Genomic DNA, 20,076 nt, shown 5'->3' with positions numbered 1-20,076 from the left:
ACGAAATATAACGGGCAAATTATGCGCGTAACTTAACGTCGATCGCGTCTTGTGCACGATTAGTGCGTGGAGCGTCATGCGTGTGCTGGCGACCAGACACATCCAGGACTTCCTGATTATTCACCAGTTCACCCAACGTAATGTTGTTGAGGAAACCGGTCAGACGATCGCTCAGATCGCGCCAAAGCGCGTGGGTCAGGCATTTATCGCCGCCCTGACAACCGCCTTTGCCCTGGCAACGGGTCGCATCTACAGACTCGTCCACAGCGCTGATGACTTCACCTACTGCGATGCTGCCGGCATCTTTACCCAGCAGATACCCGCCGCCTGGTCCACGTACGCTGGAAACCAGACCGTTTTTACGCAAACGGGAAAACAGCTGCTCCAGATATGACAGGGAAATGCCCTGACGTTCAGAAATATCAGCCAACGGTACCGGGCCCGTTTCGGAGTTGAGCGCAACGTCCAACATTGCGGTCACGGCATAACGCCCTTTTGATGTCAGTCTCATGTCTTACTTAGCCTCAAACTCGCCCCTGCCCGGGGTTTTTTATTGTAAAATGGGGGTATTGCATAGCAGGGGCAAGTCTGACATTCCCGACTAAATCAGTCAACTATTTACTTGACTAATTTAGTCAGGTATTTGACGTTCCGTGCGGTATTCGTTTGCCGGATGCGCTTCGCTTATCCGGCCTACAGGCCGCACGATTCGTAGGCCGGATAAGCGAAGCGCATCCGGCATTAGTACAGTTACTTGCTTTTATTCTGTTGCTCAATTGAAGCTAAAATTCCGCGCAAAATGTTCAGCTCCTGGCTCTCAGGACGCGCACGCGTAAACAGACGGCGCAGCTTGTTCATCACCTGTCCCGGATGCCCTTCACGGATAAAACCGGTCGACAGCAGCGTTTGTTCCAGATGACCGTAAAAACGCTCTAAATCATCGACCAGCGGGTACTCAGCTTCTTCGTATTCTGCGGTCTTCTCGCTTTCCTGCGTTGCCAGCCAGGCCATGCGCACTTCATAAGAGATGACCTGCACCGCCATCGCCAGGTTCAGCGAACTGTATTCCGGGTTCGCAGCAATAGCGACGTGGTAATGGCACTTCTGCAGTTCTTCATTCGTCAGGCCAACGCGTTCACGACCAAACACCAGCGCTACGGGCGAATTCGTCGCTTCAGAGACGCTTTTTAAACCGCATTCACGCGGATCCAGCATCGGCCACGGCAGCGTACGGGAGCGCGCGCTGGTGCCTACCACCAGGCTGCAACCCGCCAGCGCTTCATCGAGAGTATCGACGATTTGCGCGCTGCCGATCACATCGCTGGCACCTGCCGCCAGAGCGATGGCCTGGGAATCCGGTTTAACCAGTGGATTTACCAACCACAGATTGGTTAAACCCATGGTTTTCATTGCGCGGGCTACAGAGCCCATGTTGCCAGTGTGAGAGGTTTCCACCAGCACAATTCGAATATTTTGCAGCATTGTATTTCTTCGGCTAAAGATTATTCGGGCATATTATCATAAAACGAAGACATATTCCGAACTCGCTGCTATACTCTGCGCCGTTTTCCCGTTCTTTAACATCCAGTGAGAGAGACCGATGCATCCGATGCTGACCATCGCCGTGCGCGCAGCGCGCAAGGCGGGTAATGTAATTGCCAAACACTACGAAACCCCAGACTCTGTAGAAACCAGCCAGAAAGGCAGCAATGATTTCGTGACTAACGTCGATAAAGCCGCCGAAGCGATTATTATCGAAACTATTCGCAAATCTTACCCACAGCACACCATCATCACCGAAGAAAGCGGTGAGCACGCAGGTGAAGATCAGGATGTTCAATGGGTTATCGATCCACTGGATGGCACTACCAACTTCGTAAAACGTCTGCCGCACTTCGCGGTATCTATCGCAGTACGCATTAAAGGCCGTACTGAAGTCGCCGTTGTTTACGATCCGATGCGTAACGAACTGTTCACCGCAACCCGCGGCCAGGGCGCACAGCTGAACGGCTATCGTCTGCGTGGCAGCACCGCCCGCGATCTGGACGGCACCATCATCGCCACCGGTTTCCCGTTCAAAGCGAAGCAGCACGCCGCTTCTTACATGAAAATTCTTGGCAAAATGTTTACCGAGTGCGCTGACTTCCGCCGCACAGGTTCTGCTGCGCTGGATCTGGCTTACGTTGCCGCGGCGCGCGTTGACGGTTACTTCGAAATTGGTCTGAAACCTTGGGATTTCGCCGCAGGCGAGCTGATTGCGCGTGAAGCTGGCGCACTGGTTTGCGACTTCACCGGTGGTCATAACTACCTGGCGACTGGCAACATCGTTGCAGGTAACCCGCGCGTTGTTAAAGCCATGTTGGCTAACATGCGTGACGAACTGAGCGATGCGCTGAAGCGTTAATCGTTTGATGCCGGATGGCGGCTTGCGCCTTATCCGGCCTACCTGGGGAGTTCCCCGTAGGCCTGATCAGCGAAGCGCCATCAGGCATTCATCCGACAACAGTGCTAAAACGGTCTTAACCCCCGTCCCACCGGCACCGCGCTCATCCACATCACTACCGCAGCAGCAATCAGCACCGCCCCACCGGCTAATGCCAGCGTGATCCATCCGATTTGCCGCCACAGCACCGGCGCTTTGTGTCCGCTAATTCTCACCGCCAGCGAGCGAAAACAGTGTACCAGCAGAGCCAGTGACGTAATCGTCAAAGAGGTTCCTGCTGCCATCGCCAGCGCCGACGCCATGCCCCAGCTAAAAACGCCAACCACTTTACTGAACAGCAGCACCATAATTGCGCCAGAGCAGGGACGCATGCCCATAGAGAGAATAATCATCAACCGGGCGCGCCAGTCATCGCCGCTTTGCAGTTGTTCCGGGTTGGGCAAATGCTGATGCCCGCAGCCGCAGCCCTCGTGATGCACATGGTGCGGCGTAAAGGCGGTGAATTTCGGGCGCATCAGCAGCTGGCGCAATTTCTTCAGCGCACGGACACACAATAAAACGCCCAACATGCCAACCAGCGCATAACTTCCTTTCTCCAGCCAGAAACTGCTCATATGCAGCTGTCGGGCAGGCAGTTGCAGCACCGTGAGGACTACAACCACCAGTCCTATTGCCACCAGCCCCTGCAATAGGGAAGACGCCAGCGTCAGCCCAATGCTCGACTTGAGCTTCGACGGATGCGTCGCAAGCCAGGTCGTGATGACGATTTTGCCGTGCCCCGGCCCCAATGCGTGCAATACCCCATAAATAAAGCTAAACAGCAGCAGAGATCCGCCCGCACGAGTGGGATTCGCGGCAACCGCTTTCAGCAACCCGCTCATCTGCTGGTTAACGTCACGCTGCCAGACGACACTTTGCATCATCACCTGCGGCCAGGCCTGCCATAGCCACAGCACCCCGCCTGTCGCCAGCAGCAAAAAGACCGCCAGCGGCCATAGCGTGAGCCAACGACGTCTGGCTGCGCGTTGTTGATAAACTACTGACATTGCAGCGTCACCGTCTGTGCAAACTGTTTACCCAACTCCATATCCTCCGGCGGTGCGTCTTCTTTATCCAGCGACTGCGCAAAGCTCAGCATGTGTTCATTCGGTGTCGGTGTATGCACTGAAATATGGCATTGCTGGCTTATGGTCTGTGAAAGCCGGGCGTCGCTGTCTTTGTCATAGCTCATATCGACGTAGTAGGTCGGATCGAAGGTTGAAATAGTATATTTTTGACCGCTCAGTGGTTGAGCTTCGGCCAGCGGCAGAACGAACGTCAGCACCGCCTGGTGTTCTTCACGCGCCATGCCATATTCCGTCGGTCTGTTTTTAAACTTTACCTTTTTCCCTTCGTGCCACACTTCGGTGAAATAGTGCTGCCCGAGAACGTTGGCCATCACTTCCGCCGCCAGTTTTTTCCAAACTTCATCGCCAGGTTTAGCATTCCCCGCGTCGTAAAGCAGATCCGCCGACGTGATTTCATCCATCGTCCAGCGCATTTTTAGCGCGACGAACCGATCATTCTCGCTCACGACTTCGGTTTTCAGATGAATAAAGCTGTGGGGATGCGCACCTGCGCCAAAGGACAGAACAGCGAGAAACCACGTCATAATGATACGTTTAACGCCTTGCATGAGTTCTCCACGATAAAAATCAACACCGCCACAAATAATGATGCCGTATTTGGCGCAAGTATGCCGAGGATACCATTGAACGAAAAAATGTTGAGCACCGTTTTCCGGTATCGATTCAGTTCTCAATTTAGACAATTTATTGTTCATCAATGCCAGAGCAAATCCCTTTTTATCGCCAGAACTTAAGTCAAATGAAAATAAAATGTTAAATGTTGGTTTCATTTCAATGATTTTTTAACTTTTAATTCATTCAACTTATTATAAATCCGCTCAAATTTAACCATTATTTAACCATTTATTTTCTATAAATTAACATTAACGGGCATAGATCACATTCATCAAACTTGTGATTCATTCCCTCTTCCATTCGTTGTTAACTTCACGCCGTGACATGTCCTGCCCCCTACGAAAGGTACAACTATGAAATTCAAACTCGCATTACTCAGTGCAACCCTGGTTTCTGCATGCATGTTGTCCGGCACGTCCTTTGCGGCGGAAAAATATGAAATTGCTGTGGTTGCCAAAGTCACCGGTATTCCGTGGTTTAACCGCATGGAAACCGGTGTTAACGAAGCAGCAAAAAAACTGGATGTGAACGCTTACCAGACCGGTCCGTCTACGCCGGATCCGGCACAGCAGGTCAAAGTCATTGAGGATCTGATCGCCAAAAACGTCAACGCGATCATCGTGGTACCCAACGATGCCAAGGTTCTTGAGCCAGTGCTGAAAAAAGCGCGCGATAAAGGCATTGTGGTCCTGACGCACGAATCCCCGGACGAGCAAATCGGTCAGTGGGATATCGAAACCATCGACAGTGAAAAATACGCGCAGGCCAACGTGGATGAGCTAGCAAAAAACATGGGCGGCAAAGGGGGTTATGCCATCTATGTCGGTTCGCTGACGGTCCCACTGCATAACGCGTGGGCGGATTATGCAATCAAGTACCAGAAAGAAAAATATCCGGAAATGTTCGAGGTCACTTCACGTCTGCCGGTTGCGGAAAGCATCGATAAATCCTACGCCACGACGCTGGATCTGATGAAAACCTATCCGCAGATGAAGGGGATTATCGGTTTCGGCTCGCTGGGTCCAATCGGTGCGGGTCAGGCTGTACAGAAAAAACGCGCCAAAGATAAAATTGCCGTTGTCGGGATCGCCATGCCAGCACAAGCTGCGCCTTACCTGATGCGCGGTGATATCAAAAAAGCGCTGCTGTGGGATCCAAAAGATGCGGGCTATGCGCTGGTAACGGTTGCCGATCAGCTGTTGCAGGGCAAAGAAGTCAATGCCGATCTGAGTATCGACGGTTTAGGGAAAGCCGATATCGACACGGAGAAGAAAGTGATCCGCTTTAACAAGATCCTCGAAGTCACCAAAGACAACGCACAGTCACTCGGTTTCTAAGGCTTTTGCCAACACCAGGGAAACCATAACGCCGACCGTCTGGTCGGCGCTATCCACCAAACTAACACTCAGCGTCCGTCAGGACGCTCGCAGGGGTATTGTCCATGACAGACACCACCGCATTTATCACTCTTGAGAATATCAGCAAACAATTCCCGGGCGTGCTGGCGCTGGATAACGTGAATCTGACGCTGAGAAAAGGCGAAGTTCACTGTCTGGCGGGTCAAAACGGCTGTGGTAAAAGCACCATTATTAAAGTGATCTCCGGGGTATATCACCCGGAAAAAGGCGCGCAGATTTTACTCGATGGCAAACTGTTCCATCACCTGACGCCGCAGCTTTCGTCCCACTACGGCATTCAGGTTATCTACCAGGACCTGTCGCTGTTTCCTAACTTTAGCGTCGCAGAAAATATTGCGGTTAACCGCTACCTTCCCGGCGGCGATATCTGGGTGCGTCGCGGTTCCATGAAACAGCAGGCGCTGGCCGCCATGAAGCGTATTGGTGTGAACATCGATCCCGATAAAAAAGTTGAAAAACTCTCGATTGCCGACCGACAGCTGGTCGCTATTTGTCGGGCGATTGCCGCCGACGCGCGCCTGGTGATTATGGATGAACCCACCGCCTCGCTGACCCGTCAGGAGGTCAATGGCCTGCTGAAGGTGGTTAACGAACTGAAAGCGGCCGGCATTTGCGTAGTGTTTGTCAGCCATCGTCTGGATGAAGTAATGGAAGTGGCAGACCGTATCAGCGTGATGCGCGACGGCAAACTGGTGGGCACATATCCTGCCAGCGAACTGGACAGTCACGAGCTGGCTTTCCTGATGACCGGACAACGCTTCCACTACAGCCCGCTGCCGGAGAAATCATTCGACGATCGAGAGCCCCTGCTGGAACTGCGCAACCTCAGCCGCAGAGGCAAATACCAGAACATTAATCTGTCGCTGCATGGCGGCGAGATTGTCTCGATTGTCGGCCTGCTGGGCGCCGGGCGCACCGAGCTTTGCCTGAGCCTGTTCGGCATGACGCACCCGGAAAGCGGCGAGATGCGTATTAACGGTCAGCCGGTCACGCTGCGTAATAACCACGACGCCATTAAGCACGGGATCGGCTACGTCTCAGAAGATCGCCTGACGCAGGGGCTGATCATGGAGCAATCGATCTACGACAACACCATCGTCACGGTCTTTGATCAACTGCATACCGGCAGCGGCCTGCTCAATCATCATAAAGCGCAAAAGCTGGTCGCCGATTTAATCCGCGAGCTCAATATCAAGGTGTCCGATCCTCATCTCCCGGTCAAAACGCTTTCCGGCGGGAATGCCCAGCGTATCGCCATTGCCAAATGGGTGGCGACGAATCCCCGCATTCTGATCCTCGACTCGCCTACCGTAGGCGTGGATATCGCCAACAAAGAGGGTATTTACCAGATCGCCCGCGATCTGGCGGAACAGGGGATGGCGGTGCTGATGATTTGCGATGAAATTCCGGAAGCGTATTACAACAGCCACCGCGTGCTGGTGATGCGTCGCGGCAGGCTGGTGGCGGAATTTAATCCTCATCACTGCCGTGAAGAGGAGATTGCTGAAGTGGTCGAGGTAATCAATGAATAAGATGCTTCTGTCCCGTTTAATCGGGCAACATGAATTCTGGCTGGGCCTGCTGGTCGTGGCGCTGGCGGTTGGGCTAAGTGTCAGCACCGATGAGTTCCTCTCGCTCGGCAATCTGACAGATGTGGCCACCAGCTACGCGATTCTCGGCATTCTCGCCTGCGGGTTGTTTGTGGTGCTGATTTCCGGTGGGATCGATATCTCATTTCCGGCGATGACCGCGATTGCCCAGTATGCGATGGCCAGTTGGGTGATCGGCCACGGCGGCAACTTCGCTCTGGCGTTAACCATTGCGATTGCGGTGGGCCTGCTGCTTGGACTGATTAATGGCTTCCTGGTCTACTGGCTGCGCGTTCCGGCAATCATCATTACCATCGCCACGCTGAACGTCTACTACGGCCTTCTGGTTTACGCCACCAAAGGCACCTGGCTGTACGGTTTCCCTGACTGGTTTATGAACGGCATTAACTGGTTCTCCTTCACCGCGGCAGATGGCTACGACTACGGCCTCACCCTGCCCCTGCTGTGCCTGGCGGCGGTGATCATCTTTACCGCTGTGCTGATGAACTATACCCGTCTTGGCCGACAGGTTTACGCTATGGGCGGTAACCGCGACGCGGCCTCGCGTCTGGGGTTAAATCTGCTGAAACTGCATTTCTACGTGTATGGCTATATGGGCATTCTGGCAGGTGTTGCCGCCGTGGTGCAGGCGCAAATCACTCAGTCAGTTGCGCCCAATTCGCTGCTCGGCTTTGAGCTGACGGTGCTGGCGGCGGTCGTACTCGGCGGAACCAGCATGAGCGGTGGGCGCGGAACGTTGACCGGAACCCTGCTCGGCGTTGTCCTGCTGGCCTTCTTACAAAATGGTCTGACGCTACTCAGCGTCTCCTCTTACTGGCACACCGTATTCAGCGGCGCCATTATCCTGGTCAGCATCAGTGCCACGGCCTGGAACGAAAAACGCAAACTGGCAAGGGAGCTTTGAGATGAAAACAATCGCCAGATTTTTACCCGGTGATGCCATCATTCGTCTGCAATGCGTCATTATTGTGGTCGTCGCCCTGGTCTTCTCAGCCCTGCTCGGCAGTCGTTTTTTCAGCGTCGCTAACTTCCAGTCGATAGGCTCACAGTTACCGATCCTCGGCATGCTGGCCCTCGGGATGGGTATGACCATGCTGACCGGCGGCATTAACCTGTCAATTATTGCCGGGGCGAACGCCTGCTCGCTGGTGATGGCGGCGATTATCGTCACCCATCCGGATAACCCGCTGTTTCTGGCGCTGGCGCTGCTGGCGGGCGCTGCCGTGGCGGTGGCTATCGGTACGCTCAACGGCGCGCTGATTGCCTGGGTCGGCGTCTCACCGATTCTCGCCACCCTCGGCACGATGACGCTTATCTCCGGGCTGAATATTCTGCTTTCCAACGGGACAGTGATTTCGGGTTTCCCGACCGCAATTCAGTACCTTGGCAACGCCACGATTGCGGGTATTCCGGTGGCGCTGTTGCTCTTTTTCCTGGTGGCAATCCTGCTGTGGGTACTGCTGGAGCACACCACACTGGGGCGCAGCCTGTATCTCGTCGGCTCCAATGAACAGGCTACCCGCTACAGTGGTGTGAATACCGTACGGGTGCAAATTTCCGTGTACGTGATTTCAGCCCTGCTCGGCTGGGTCGCCGCCATTCTGATGATGGCGAAATTCAACTCGGCAAAAGCCGGATACGGCGAGTCCTACCTGCTGGTCACCATCCTTGCTTCCGTACTCGGCGGCATCAATCCGGATGGCGGCTTCGGACGCATTATCGGCCTGGTACTGGCGCTGATTGTGCTGCAAATGCTGGAAAGCGGCCTTAACTTGCTGGGGGTCAGCAGCTATCTGACGATGGCGCTGTGGGGCGCGGTGCTGATCCTCTTTATCGCATTACAGAATCGTAAAGCCTGATTTCAGGAGAAAAAATTATGGCAAGTTACTTTATTGGTGTGGATGTCGGAACCGGAAGCGCCCGTGCTGGCGTGTTTGATCTCAACGGCAGAATGGTCGGACAGGCCAGTCGGGCCATCGAGATTTACCGTCCGCAGGCCGATTTTGTTGAGCAGTCTTCCGATAACATCTGGCAGGCGGTGTGTAACGCGGTTCGCGATGCGATTAACCAGTCGGATATCAACCCTATCCAGGTGAAAGGTCTGGGTTTTGACGCCACCTGTTCACTGGTGGTGCTGGATAAAGAAGGTAAACCGCTGACCATCAGTCCGTCCGGGCGCAGCGAACAGAACATCATTGTGTGGATGGATCACCGCGCCATTACCCAGGCCGAACGCATCAACGCCCTGCACCACCGGGTGCTGGACTACGTTGGCGGCATTATCTCACCGGAAATGCAAACGCCAAAGCTGCTGTGGCTAAAGCAACATATGCCTAACACCTGGGCCAATGCCGGTTATTACTTTGACCTGCCCGATTTCCTGACCTGGCGCGCAACGGGCGATGACACGCGCTCATTGTGCTCGACGGTGTGTAAATGGACTTATATGGGCCATGAAGACAAGTGGGATGCCAGCTATTTCCGCCAGATTGGGCTGGAAGACTTGCTGGAACACGATGCTGCCAAAATTGGCCGTTACGTGAAAACCATGGGCGAACCGCTTGGTCATGGTCTTTCTGCGCGCGCCGCCAGCGAAATGGGGCTGATTCCGGGGACCGCGGTCAGCGTCTCTATCATCGATGCCCATGCCGGTACGCTCGGCACGCTTGGCGCCTGCGGTGTCTCCGGCGAGGTGGCTGATTTCGATCGCCGCGTCGCACTAATTGGCGGCACCTCCACCGGTCATATGGCGATTTCCAAAGAGCCGCGCTTTATCGGCGGCGTCTGGGGGCCTTACTACTCCGCCGTGCTGCCGGAGTACTGGCTCAACGAAGGTGGGCAGTCGGCAACTGGGGCGTTAATCGACCACGTTATTCAGTCGCATCCATGTTACGAAACCTTGTTGACCCAGGCGAAATCTCAAGGGCAGACCATTTATGAAGTGCTGAATGCGCTGCTGCGTAAAATGGCCGGAGAGCCGGAAGATATCGCCTTTCTGACCCGCGATATGCACATCCTGCCCTATTTCCACGGCAACCGCTCGCCGCGCGCCAACCCCACGCTCACCGGTGGGATCACCGGACTGAAGCTGTCGCGCACGCCGGAAGATATGGCGCTGCAGTATCTTGCGACCATCCAGGCCATTGCGCTGGGAACGCGGCATATCATCGAAACGATGAATCAAAGCGGCTACACCATCGATACGATTATGGCCAGCGGCGGCGGGACGAAAAACCCGATCTTCGTTCAGGAGCATGCCAACGCCACCGGCTGTGCGATGCTGCTGCCTGAAGAGAGCGAAGCCATGCTGCTGGGCGGCGCCATGATGGGGACTATCGCCGCAGGCGTATTCGACACCTTCCCGGAAGCGATGTCGGCGATGAGCCGGATTGGTAAAACGGTCACCCCGCAGACCAATCGCATTAAGCAGTACTACGATCGCAAATATCGGGTGTTCCACGAGATGTATCAGGACCATATGAAATACCGCCAGTTGATGCAGGAGGACGCATGAGTGATTCATGGTCTCAGGCCAGCGGCGTATTCCAGCTCTATAGCGATGCCCTTGCTGGTCTGGGGCAGCATCTCACCGAACCTGTCTGGCAGTTGCTGATGGCGGAGCTGCGCGGTTGTCAGGGCAAAATCGTCGTCACCGGCGTCGGTACCTCTGGCATTGCGGCGCGTAAAGTCGCGCATATGCTCGCCTGCGTGGAACGTCCGGCGATTTATCTCAACGCAACGGATGCGGCGCATGGCGATTTGGGCTTCTTACGCGCTAACGATCTGGTGATTATGCTGTCGCGCGGGGGCAATTCAGACGAACTCACCCGGCTGCTGCCAGGGCTGACAGCGAGAAATGTGCCAATCCTGAGCGTGACTGAAAACGCGGATTCGGCCATCGCGAAAGCGTCGAGGCTGGTGATTTCCACCGGCGTACAGCGAGAGGCTGACCCGCTGAACATGTTGGCTACCACCTCGATTTTACTGGTGCTGGCTATCTTTGACGCCGCCTGCGCCTGTCTGATGAGCGAGAGCGGCTACTCAAAGGAGACGCTGTTGTCTGTGCATCCGGGCGGCGATGTGGGATTAACGCTGAGTCGTGAGCAGTAACGCCATCCGGCGTATTGTTACGTTCACCTTATGTTTTTCACTTCTCTGAAACGATACTGCCTGTGAACGTGTTAAGGGTACTATCGCCGTACCCTTAACAATCCCGGCTCCCGGCGGGAAAATTGCCACTTCGTGGTCCCCTCCGTTTATTCCTCCAGGCTACCGGGCCGGGCGCGAGGTAGCGTCCCTGCAAAACGCGCCCTGAACCCGCATCCCTGCGGGTTCTCCCGGCCTTACGGAAACACGTCGGCAATTTTCAGCCGGATCAGCCCACACCTGACCACCTGTATTTTTATTTGAAAATATCTGAACAGCAAAACGGATATAGCTGAAAGCAAGAGCGCTGAAGCGCCCCCCGTACGGAATCACATGTTCTCCATAATGCTTAACAGACATGCAGTACATCTCTGGCATTTTTTTATATCTCAACAAAAAGATAAAACAGTGAAAAAGCGGATTAACGCGCTGCGTTCCACTCCCGCTATCTGTTCCGCACGTTAAAAATTCTGTGACGCTCTCCAGCATTCCTGGTGGAAAGCATTCCATTCCTCAAATCTATGAGCAAACTTTAGCTATTCTTATCAAACATACTTACGGGAGACCCTACAGATGATGTCAACGCTTGCTCCGCCATCTGTACTTTCCGCTCCCCAGCGCCGTTGCCAGGTACTGCTGACGCTTTTCCTGCCCGGCCAAATCGCCACGACTCAGACCTTTACCAGTCTCAATGGCGTTGATGATGCCACGGTTCGGGAAGATATTATCGGTGCCGGACTCGAAATCCAGCGTTATCACCGACTCGCGATTACCACCGCGCAGAATGGTGGCTATGCGATCGAAGGGACTCCGCTCAATCAGCGCCTGTGTCTGTTGCAGTGGCTGCGCCGTGGTTTGCGGATTTGCCCGACTTTTATCGCCCAGCATTTCACGCCCGCATTAAAAATGGAGCTGAAACAACAAGGTATTGCACGGACGTTGTATGATGACACCAACCTGCATGCGCTTATTAACCTCTGTTCCCGGCGCTTACAGAAGCCGTTTGAGTGCCGTGATATCCAGTTTCTGCGCCTGTATTTACAATATTGCCTGCTGCAACATCACGCGGGGAGCACCCCGGAGTTTAATCCACTTCAGCAACGGTGGGCGCAATCCTGCGCGGAGTATCCGCTCGCCGAGGAAATTGGCCGTCACTGGCAGCGCCACGTCATACAAAGTGCGCCGCTGGGCGAATCGCTGTTTATGGCGTTGTTATTCTCAATGATCCGCATCCCCGACCCGATCCGCGATAATCACCAGCAGGATCGCCGCCTGCGCCTTGCTATTGCGCGGCTGGTGCTGCGTTTTCGCGAGTATGGCAACGTGCGCTTCAGCGACGAGCAAGGGCTGAATGACCAGTTGTATATCCACCTGGCCCAGGCACTGAACCGCAGCGTGTTTGCCATCGGCATTGATAACACGCTACCGGAGGAGTTCAGCCGACTTTACCCCCGGCTGGTACGTACCACCCGCGAGGCGATACACGGCTTCGAAGCGGAATACGACGTGCAGTTTTCCGAAGAAGAGATCGGGCTGGTTGCGGTTATTTTCGGTGCCTGGCTGATGCAGGAGAAGGATTTGCATGAGAAGCAGATTATCCTGCTGACCGGTAGTAACGAACAACTCGAAATGCATATAGAGCAACAGCTGCGCGAACTGACGCTGCTGCCGCTCAACGTAAAACACATGCCGATGCAGGACTTTCAAAAAGAGGGAGCGTCGCGTGGCGTAACACTGATTATTACGCCATACACCACGCCGCTACCGCTGTTTTCGCCGCCGTTGATTCATGCGGATCTGGCGCTGACGCCGCATCAACAGCAGCAGATCCGCAAAATCCTCGAATCATAACGTTGCAGGCTGCGCCGCCACCTTCGGACGCAGAAAGATTGCCGGAAGTGCCACCAGCGCCATCACCCAGAATACGCCGCTGCCCAGATTCTGGTACAGGTATCCCGCGAATACGGTCATGATGGCGATGCTGCCGCCCATCGCCACCGCCGAGTACACCGCCTGGAGACGAATCACCTCACTGCCCTGTCGCGCAGCAATGTAACGCATCGCCGCCAGGTGGCAGACGGTAAACGTTCCGCAATGCAGGATTTGCACCACAATCAGCCATGGTAGCGCTGTGCTCCAGCCCATCAGACCCCAACGCGCCACGCCGCAAACGGCGGAAAGCAGCAGAAGATCGCGAGCGCTAAAGCGGCGGAACAGCTTGTGGCTAAGCGCAAAAATAATCACTTCCGCCACCACGCCTAAAGACCATAAATAGCCCACCGCCGAAGCGGAATACCCGGCAGACTGCCAGTAAATAGCGCTGAAACCGTAATAAGCGGCATGCGCGCCTTGCAACAGACTCACGCACGCCAGAAAACGCCAGCTTTGGGTTATTAGCGCGCGCCAGGCGGGCCATCCCGCGCTCTCCTGCTGACGGTTCTCCCCCGCTGGCTGTACGCTTGGGCGGATCATCATCCCCAGCAGCATTGATGCAACGCCAAGCGACAGCAGGACCAGGATAATCCGATAGTCAAACAAGCTCACCAGCTTGCCGGTCAACGCAGAGCCGATCACAAAAGCCACGGATCCCCACAGCCGGACCCGACCGTAATCCATGGTTATCTGTTTTTGCCAGGTGTTGGCCAGTGCGTCGGTCAACGGCACCAGCGGCGAGAAAAACAGGTTAAAGCCGACCATCACCACCATCAGCCACGCCACGTTGGTCCCCGCCCAGAAGGCCAACGCAAATACCAGCGTCAACAGGGCCAGAATACGTAAAGCTGAGATCAGACGAGAGGGATCGCTTACGCGCGGCGCAATCAGTAAACTACCGAGAAAACGGGCAATCAGCCCAGTCCCCAACAGTACACCAATCGTTTCCGGCGTCAGCCCCAGCCCTTCGAGCCAAACGCTCCAGAAAGGCAGAAAAATACCGTAGCTAAAGAAGTAGGTGAAATAACCGAGCGCCAGCCAGCGCGTGGAATGCAAAGCCATGAATCCCTCCCGTTTGGTGGCGATAGTCTGGCGACAAACGCAGGCTGGCGCAAGAGAGCATTAACAGGCAGATAACATGGCTTTTGCCCTATTCGACGCAAATTTGCATCGCAAAATGGCAGCGTTCTCCCTGCGCTAAAACCTGCAACCCCGGCTGCCCCGGCATGTGGTGGGCATTCACCGGATGCGTCTGCGGCTCCAGACACAGGAACGGCTCACCCGACATTCTGAACAGCATCAACCATGGAGTTTGCGCTAAAATCGTGACTTTCATCACATCTCGCTGAATAACGGCCCGTCCGCTCCAGCCGGAATAGCCGACGTTCAGCCAGCTATCCTCACCGTATTGCGCACGCATGAAATCCGCCGTAGGTGGAATGACACGTTGCCATTCCTGCGGCAGATGCTGTTCTCCCTCCGGCCAAAAGCCGCTGGCGGTGAACTGCGCCGTACTGCGTTTATCAAAGGCGAAAAACGGATGAAATCCACAGCCATAGATCATCGGCTGCTCACCGCAATGGGTAAGCGTCAACGAGGCGTGCAGGCTGGACGCTTCCAGTTGATAACACAGCTGCGCCGTATAGTCGTAGCCGCAGGGGTGCCAACTACGCAACTGCAGCAAACAGCCGCTTTGGGTCGCGGTAACCACCTCCCAGCGCTTCAGCCAGCCGTCGCCGTGCAGGAAGAAGGTGTCGTCTGCATCATGCTGAGGTAAAACCACCTGTTCACCACGCAGCAGGAAGCGATTGCCCACCACCCGATTAGCCAGCGGCAGCATAGGGAACATGCCGCAATCATCCGGTCGCTGCCCCAGGCCTTCGCGTAAAACGGCCTGTTGATGTTGTACCGACACCAGACTCAGTAGCGAACCGCCCTGCGGATCGACGCACATCCGCAGATGTGCGTTTTGTAGCGTTAACAGACCCTCCATTAGCGGGCGCTTCGCGGTTGGGCTGATGCGACAACTTTCGTATGCTGTGCCGCCAGCTGTTCCTCCAGCGCTTCCAGCGTCACGCCTTTGGTTTCCGGTACATTACGCAGAACATAGATGAAGCCCATCGCGCAAATCACACCGTACAGCAGGAAGCTTCCCGACGCGCCCAGGCTCGCATTGAGCAGCGGGAAGGTATAGGTCAACAGGAAGCAGGCAATCCACAGCGCCAGTGTACCGAGCGACATTGCCAGCCCGCGCACGCGGTTGGGAAAAATTTCTGATAGCAGCACCCAGGTCACCGGCGCCAGCGTCAGGGCATAAATCGCGATTGCCGCCAGCACCAGAACCAGAACCGGCCAGCCCATAATGCCCAACCCGTACGCCCCGGCAATCAGTACGTAGATAACCGTCAATCCTGACGCACCGAACAGCATCAGTTTACGACGGCCAATTTTGTCCACTAACGGCAGAGCGGCAAGAGTAAAGACCAGATTGATGATCCCCGTCGCCACAATCGATTTTAAGGTACCGTTGATGTCGAATCCGGCAGAGGCGAAGATCTCTTGTGCATAGTTGAAAATAACGTTGATCCCACACCACTGCTGGAACACCGCCAGCACCATGCCAATAATCACAATCGGCTTGATCTGCGGTTGTAACAGCGTTGACCACGCGACCTTGTGGTTATCTTTTTGCAACGTATGTTCGATCTCTTTCAGCGTTTGCCCGGCATATTCCGTCGAACCAATGCGCTGCAGCATGGCACGAGCACGATCGACTTTGCCTGCTTTCACCAGCCAACGCGGCGATTCAGGCACAAAGAACATCAGCACCAGGAAAATTACCGCAGGCACCAATTCCGCACCAAACATCCAGCGCCAGCCCGTCTGACCGTTCCAGCTTTCCACAATCGCCTGCTGTGTGGCGCCTGTGGCGACAGGTTCAGCAATCATCAGGTTGATAAGCTGCGCCGCCAGTACGCCAATCACGATGGTGAGCTGGTTAACGGCAACAAAGCGACCACGCTTTTCCGCTGGACTGACCTCGGCGATATACAGCGGACTTAGCGCAGACGCCAGACCAATCCCCACGCCGCCCACAATGCGATAAACAATAAACATATCGAAGTTACTGGCGACGGCGGTTCCCCAGGCGGAAGCGCTAAACAGGATCGCCGAGAGGATCAGCGGCATCTTTCGGCCAAACTTATCGGCGCACCAGCCGGAAATCAGCGCCCCAAAGATACAACCGACCAGCGCGGAACTCATCGCCCAGCCGGATTGCGCCGGATCGGTAATCGAGAAATACGCTTCATAGAAGGGTTTTGCCCCGCCGATTACCACCCAGTCATAGCCAAACAGTAATCCACCGCAGGCCGCAACCAGGCAGATAGTCCAGACGTAACCAATCTTTAAATGTGTCTGCGCGTTATTCATTATGATTCCTCTTTCAGGGAAACGCAGGGGACAGAAGGTTTCGGGTGAGGTTCTCCCCCACCCGTTTCAGGTGTTACCGGAAAAGCCTTACGTTAATGGCGTGACGCAGCAGTAATGCCTTGTCATGCGCCGGATTGAGTTGCAGGAGTTCATCAAGGTCACGCTGACAGGCGGCGCTATTTCCCAACCCCAGATGCCCAAGCGCATTGATAAACAGGCAGTGTTGCTGGTGTTTTGCTTGTGCTGAGGTATCCAGCACCACCAGATCGGGTAGCGATACGGCAAAGAAATCAACATCCGGCACGTTGTCGTGATGCGACTCAACCCATTGCAGGAAGCTATTGAACAGAGCGTCCGCCTCTGCATCATCGCCAAGTTTTCTCTGCGCCATACCCTGCCAGAAGAGATAGTCCACTGGCTGGTCGTTGTAGTAACGTCCGGCATCCAGTGAGCTTCCGCCGCGCGTCGCACGGGAGAAGTAGCGCTGAGATTCTTCGAAATGGCCTTGCAACTGCGCGCAATACCCCAGCAAATACCAGATGTCGTTATCCGTTTGCCCTGGCAAACGGCCTTCCCCGAGGTTTTGCGGATAGTGCAGCGCCTGTTGCAGTTGCGTAATAGCAGTTTGCGGGTCGCCGGACTGCACGGCAGCCAGCGCGCGATGCAATTGATTAAGCAGGTATTGCCCGGTGGCTTTGCCTTCACCGCCTTCCCACGGATGGAACACCCGCTCACGTAATACTGCGGCGGCATCGTCATAGCGCCCCAATCCATTCCACAAGCTGAGCAGTTCCACCGTCAGATCATCACGCTGGAAGACAATCTCTTTGCTGGCTTCCAGTCGCTGCAGGCGCTGTTCAGCCGGTTGTGCCATCAGCTTGTTGAGATAGTCGAGTTCAAACAGGAAGCGGGCATTTTGCGGCTCCAGTGCAACAGCCTGCGACAGATACTGTTTCGCCTGCTGCGCATCGTGCAGTTTGTTCCAGGCGTAGATGCCCAGTAAACGATGCGCCGGAGCGAAATCCGCTTCCTGCGCAAGCGTGAACTGCCAGCAGGAAACCGCCTCGGCATAACGCCGTTTGCTGTACCAGAAACAGCCGAGTAAATAGCGGGCAAATGCGCTCTGCTCAAGGCTTTGCAGCATCTGCACTTCATCCAGCGTATTGGGGAAACGAACGCGGTTTTGCAGGCATGCACGGGCTCGCTCGATGAAAGGTTGTGGATCGTCGCTCAGCGAGGCGCGCCACAGCATCGGCAACGTTTCCTGGCTGTTGAGCAGTTCCAACACACCACGAGCAGCATCCTTTTGCCCCAAAGAGGTCAGCCAGCCTGCCAGTTCACACGCGTTGGTCCCACGCCGCCCGGTAATCGTGATCAGCGCAAGCGCTGTCGCTTCATCCTGGCAGATAGCCCAGCGCGCATAGTGCAGGGTATAGCTCAGCGGATAATCCACCAGCTGTTGGCGAATGTAGTCCAGCGCTTGCGCATTGCGATCAAGCTTTGCCAGCGCCAGCGCTTTTAGCCCCATCGCCAGGTTGTTACTGCCGTTAAAGCGTAAGCTCTGCTCGACCTTTTCCAGTGCACCGGCGTAGTCCTGACGCTTCATCGCCAAACGCGCTAACGACCAGAAAGCCGCATCCCGGCAGTTGCCGCTCCAGCTGGCCTTATAATAATTATCCCAGGCGCTGTCATCATCGCCCTGACGTTCTTGTGCCGCGGCCAGCAGCATACTCCCCTCGCCATCACGCGGGTTTTTATTGAGTTTATGCGCCCGTTCCAGCGCCTTACCCGCACAATGCGCCGCCAGCGCCCAGTCCGCGCGGTTTAATGCCTGCGTCCCCAGCGCAACATTATTGCGGTAATCCAGCGGATCAATTTCCAGCGCGCGGCGATAATAATCCTCGGCATAGCGACTGGCGTGGTTGTACTGCTCCAGATGCTGGCCAATAAAATAGAGTTCGTCGGTATTAGACAGCGCTTCTGGCAGCGCTGGCGCGACGGCCGCCGATGGCAGTGGTAACTCTTGCGCGATGTGCTCTTCGTACTGCAAAAGCGTAATGCCATCGGCATCAGTGACAGTCATCGTTACCCGCGCATGGTTATCGTCAGACACATCAGCCAGCCAGCTTTGTCCGGGCTCCAGGGTCAGCGTATGCTCATAGAACGGTTGTCCATCGGCAGAAAGCGTAATCTGCACGTCGTGCAGCGGCGCAATGGCATAAACGCCCACAGAAAGCTGGTTACTCTCACGTACCAGGCGCAGCGCCAGCTGCGTGCTGGCGTTTTGCACCATGCCCAGTTCGCTGTAGGGCAGGAAGTTTTGTACGAAGACTTTCTCTTCGTACGGCGCAAGCCAGGTGAAATCCGGCTGGTTGTCGGTAAAGACCCCAGTCATCAGTTCAATATAAGGACCGTTGTCATCGGTAAGGTTACGATCCCAGGCAACGCCAAAGTCGCCATAGCCCCAGGTCCACTGTTTTTTCCCTGGCGAAACGTGGTGGTCAGCCACATGTAGCAGCCCGCCTCGCTCACCGTGATGCCATGCGCCAACAAAATCATAATCTGATTTTTCAGCCATGTAGGAGGTCGGTACCGGAACATTTTTGTAGCGCGAGATATCCACGCCAGCCGAGTAGTCCACTTTATAGTATGTGCCGGTGGCGATGGGAAACGCAGAAACATCGCGCTTACCGTGGTCGAATACTGCGGTCACATCTGGCGGAAACACGCTCTGGTGATCGTCGCCGCCCTTCACCGCTGGATTCGCCCACCATAAAAAATGGCGCGGCGTGGCGTTACCGTTAAACACCTTCCCGGTTATCTCGATCAGGGCGCGATCCGGATACAGCGTAAATCCGGTCATTACCTGTAAACCGCGCATAGGTTCTATCTCACCCATCCATACGGTATATTCGCCGTGTTCACCCTGTTGCTGCGTAAAATCGACCGGCATAAAAGTGGTTGGGCGATGATGCTGTGGCCAGTTAAATTCAATGCCGCCAGAGATCCACGGCCCAAGCAGGCCGACCAGAGCGGGTTTCACCACTTCGTTGTAGTAGACAAAATCGCGCTGCTGTACTTTGTCATACGCTCGATGAATACGCCCGCCTAACTCCGGCAACAGCATGACGCGAATGAAGTCATTCTCCATCCACACCGCCTTGTAGTCGCGCATTTCACGTTTGCCGGTCAGCGTATCAATCACGCCATACGGGTACACCGCGCCAGAAGATCCCTGATAAACCCTTTTCTCCAGAAACATGGGGTTAGCGTCTTCTTCACCCGCCGTCCACGTTGGGAGGGTGATCGTTTCTTGCCAGACTTTAACTGAACCGTACATGCCGCTCTCCACT

16 protein-coding genes are annotated in these 20,076 nt (G+C 55.1%); 8 read left to right on the top strand and 8 right to left on the bottom strand.

Going from position 1 to position 20,076, the window contains the following annotated elements; all coding sequences use genetic code 11:
- Window positions 1-19 precede the first annotated feature (19 nt).
- Together iscR and trmJ are read right to left on the bottom strand one after the other, a co-directional pair.
- Window positions 20-511 carry a Fe-S cluster assembly transcriptional regulator IscR gene (gene iscR / locus OGX91_RS18895; protein WP_003037674.1) on the bottom strand — a complete coding sequence of 164 codons (492 nt, stop codon included), beginning with the start codon at window positions 509-511 and terminating at the stop codon, window positions 20-22.
- A 239-nt stretch (window positions 512-750) separates the two neighbouring features.
- Complete coding sequence (gene trmJ / locus OGX91_RS18890) at window positions 751-1,482, bottom strand: tRNA (cytosine(32)/uridine(32)-2'-O)-methyltransferase TrmJ (RefSeq protein WP_149692233.1); 732 nt, start codon at window positions 1,480-1,482, stop codon at window positions 751-753.
- A gap of 118 nt (window positions 1,483-1,600) precedes the next feature.
- Between trmJ and suhB the strand changes: the two genes are divergently transcribed.
- A complete protein-coding gene (gene suhB / locus OGX91_RS18885; RefSeq protein WP_003037670.1) occupies window positions 1,601-2,404 on the top strand; it encodes an inositol-1-monophosphatase in 804 nt (267 codons plus the stop codon).
- A 104-nt stretch (window positions 2,405-2,508) separates the two neighbouring features.
- On the opposite strand, the gene OGX91_RS18880 is transcribed toward suhB, so the two are convergent.
- Window positions 2,509-3,489: a nickel/cobalt transporter gene (locus tag OGX91_RS18880; RefSeq protein ID WP_286627178.1), complete on the bottom strand. Its 981-nt coding sequence runs from the start codon at window positions 3,487-3,489 to the stop codon at window positions 2,509-2,511.
- Window positions 3,480-4,118 (bottom strand): DUF1007 family protein, encoded by a 639-nt coding sequence (locus tag OGX91_RS18875; protein ID WP_286627177.1) that lies wholly within the window; start codon window positions 4,116-4,118, stop codon window positions 3,480-3,482. The genes OGX91_RS18880 and OGX91_RS18875 overlap by 10 nt, the downstream gene beginning before the upstream one ends.
- 420 nt (window positions 4,119-4,538) lie before the next feature.
- Here OGX91_RS18875 and OGX91_RS18870 point away from each other — a divergent pair, with 420 nt between their 5' ends.
- From OGX91_RS18870 to csiE, 7 genes are all read left to right on the top strand, one after another.
- On the top strand, window positions 4,539-5,522 hold the full coding sequence (locus OGX91_RS18870; RefSeq protein WP_003037665.1) for an autoinducer 2 ABC transporter substrate-binding protein: 984 nt from the start codon (window positions 4,539-4,541) through the stop codon (window positions 5,520-5,522).
- A gap of 104 nt (window positions 5,523-5,626) precedes the next feature.
- On the top strand, window positions 5,627-7,135 hold the full coding sequence (locus tag OGX91_RS18865) for a sugar ABC transporter ATP-binding protein (RefSeq protein ID WP_040233452.1): 1,509 nt from the start codon (window positions 5,627-5,629) through the stop codon (window positions 7,133-7,135).
- On the top strand, window positions 7,128-8,117 hold the full coding sequence (locus OGX91_RS18860) for an ABC transporter permease (protein WP_040233450.1): 990 nt from the start codon (window positions 7,128-7,130) through the stop codon (window positions 8,115-8,117). The genes OGX91_RS18865 and OGX91_RS18860 overlap by 8 nt, the downstream gene beginning before the upstream one ends.
- Before the next feature lies 1 nt (window position 8,118).
- The gene (locus OGX91_RS18855; protein ID WP_005130284.1) at window positions 8,119-9,072 is read left to right on the top strand and encodes an ABC transporter permease; all 954 of its coding nucleotides are present in this window, start codon (window positions 8,119-8,121) and stop codon (window positions 9,070-9,072) included.
- A gap of 17 nt (window positions 9,073-9,089) precedes the next feature.
- On the top strand, window positions 9,090-10,727 hold the full coding sequence (locus OGX91_RS18850) for an FGGY-family carbohydrate kinase (RefSeq protein ID WP_149692231.1): 1,638 nt from the start codon (window positions 9,090-9,092) through the stop codon (window positions 10,725-10,727).
- A complete protein-coding gene (locus OGX91_RS18845; RefSeq protein WP_005130287.1) occupies window positions 10,724-11,323 on the top strand; it encodes a KpsF/GutQ family sugar-phosphate isomerase in 600 nt (199 codons plus the stop codon). Before OGX91_RS18850 ends, OGX91_RS18845 begins: the two co-directional genes overlap by 4 nt.
- Before the next feature lie 609 nt (window positions 11,324-11,932).
- On the top strand, window positions 11,933-13,210 hold the full coding sequence (gene csiE / locus OGX91_RS18840; protein WP_199946814.1) for a stationary phase inducible protein CsiE: 1,278 nt from the start codon (window positions 11,933-11,935) through the stop codon (window positions 13,208-13,210).
- On the opposite strand, the gene OGX91_RS18835 is transcribed toward csiE, so the two are convergent.
- From OGX91_RS18835 to OGX91_RS18820, 4 genes are all read right to left on the bottom strand, one after another.
- Window positions 13,205-14,353, bottom strand: coding sequence for a 3-phenylpropionate MFS transporter (locus OGX91_RS18835; protein WP_199946813.1), 1,149 nt, complete (start codon window positions 14,351-14,353; stop codon window positions 13,205-13,207). The genes csiE and OGX91_RS18835 overlap by 6 nt on opposite strands.
- An 88-nt stretch (window positions 14,354-14,441) precedes the next feature.
- Entirely contained in the window at window positions 14,442-15,284 is an 843-nt protein-coding gene (locus OGX91_RS18830) for an aldose 1-epimerase (protein ID WP_286627172.1), read from the bottom strand.
- The gene (locus OGX91_RS18825; protein WP_005130294.1) at window positions 15,284-16,723 is read right to left on the bottom strand and encodes a sugar porter family MFS transporter; all 1,440 of its coding nucleotides are present in this window, start codon (window positions 16,721-16,723) and stop codon (window positions 15,284-15,286) included. Before OGX91_RS18825 ends, OGX91_RS18830 begins: the two co-directional genes overlap by 1 nt.
- Before the next feature lie 73 nt (window positions 16,724-16,796).
- Window positions 16,797-20,063: a DUF5107 domain-containing protein gene (locus OGX91_RS18820; RefSeq protein WP_286627170.1), complete on the bottom strand. Its 3,267-nt coding sequence runs from the start codon at window positions 20,061-20,063 to the stop codon at window positions 16,797-16,799.
- Window positions 20,064-20,076 lie beyond the last annotated feature (13 nt).

It is taken from the genome of Citrobacter sp. Cpa228 (assembly GCF_030333085.1).
GTDB classification, from domain to species: domain Bacteria; phylum Pseudomonadota; class Gammaproteobacteria; order Enterobacterales; family Enterobacteriaceae; genus Citrobacter; species Citrobacter pasteurii.
This window is presented reverse-complemented; position numbering and strand designations above follow the sequence as displayed.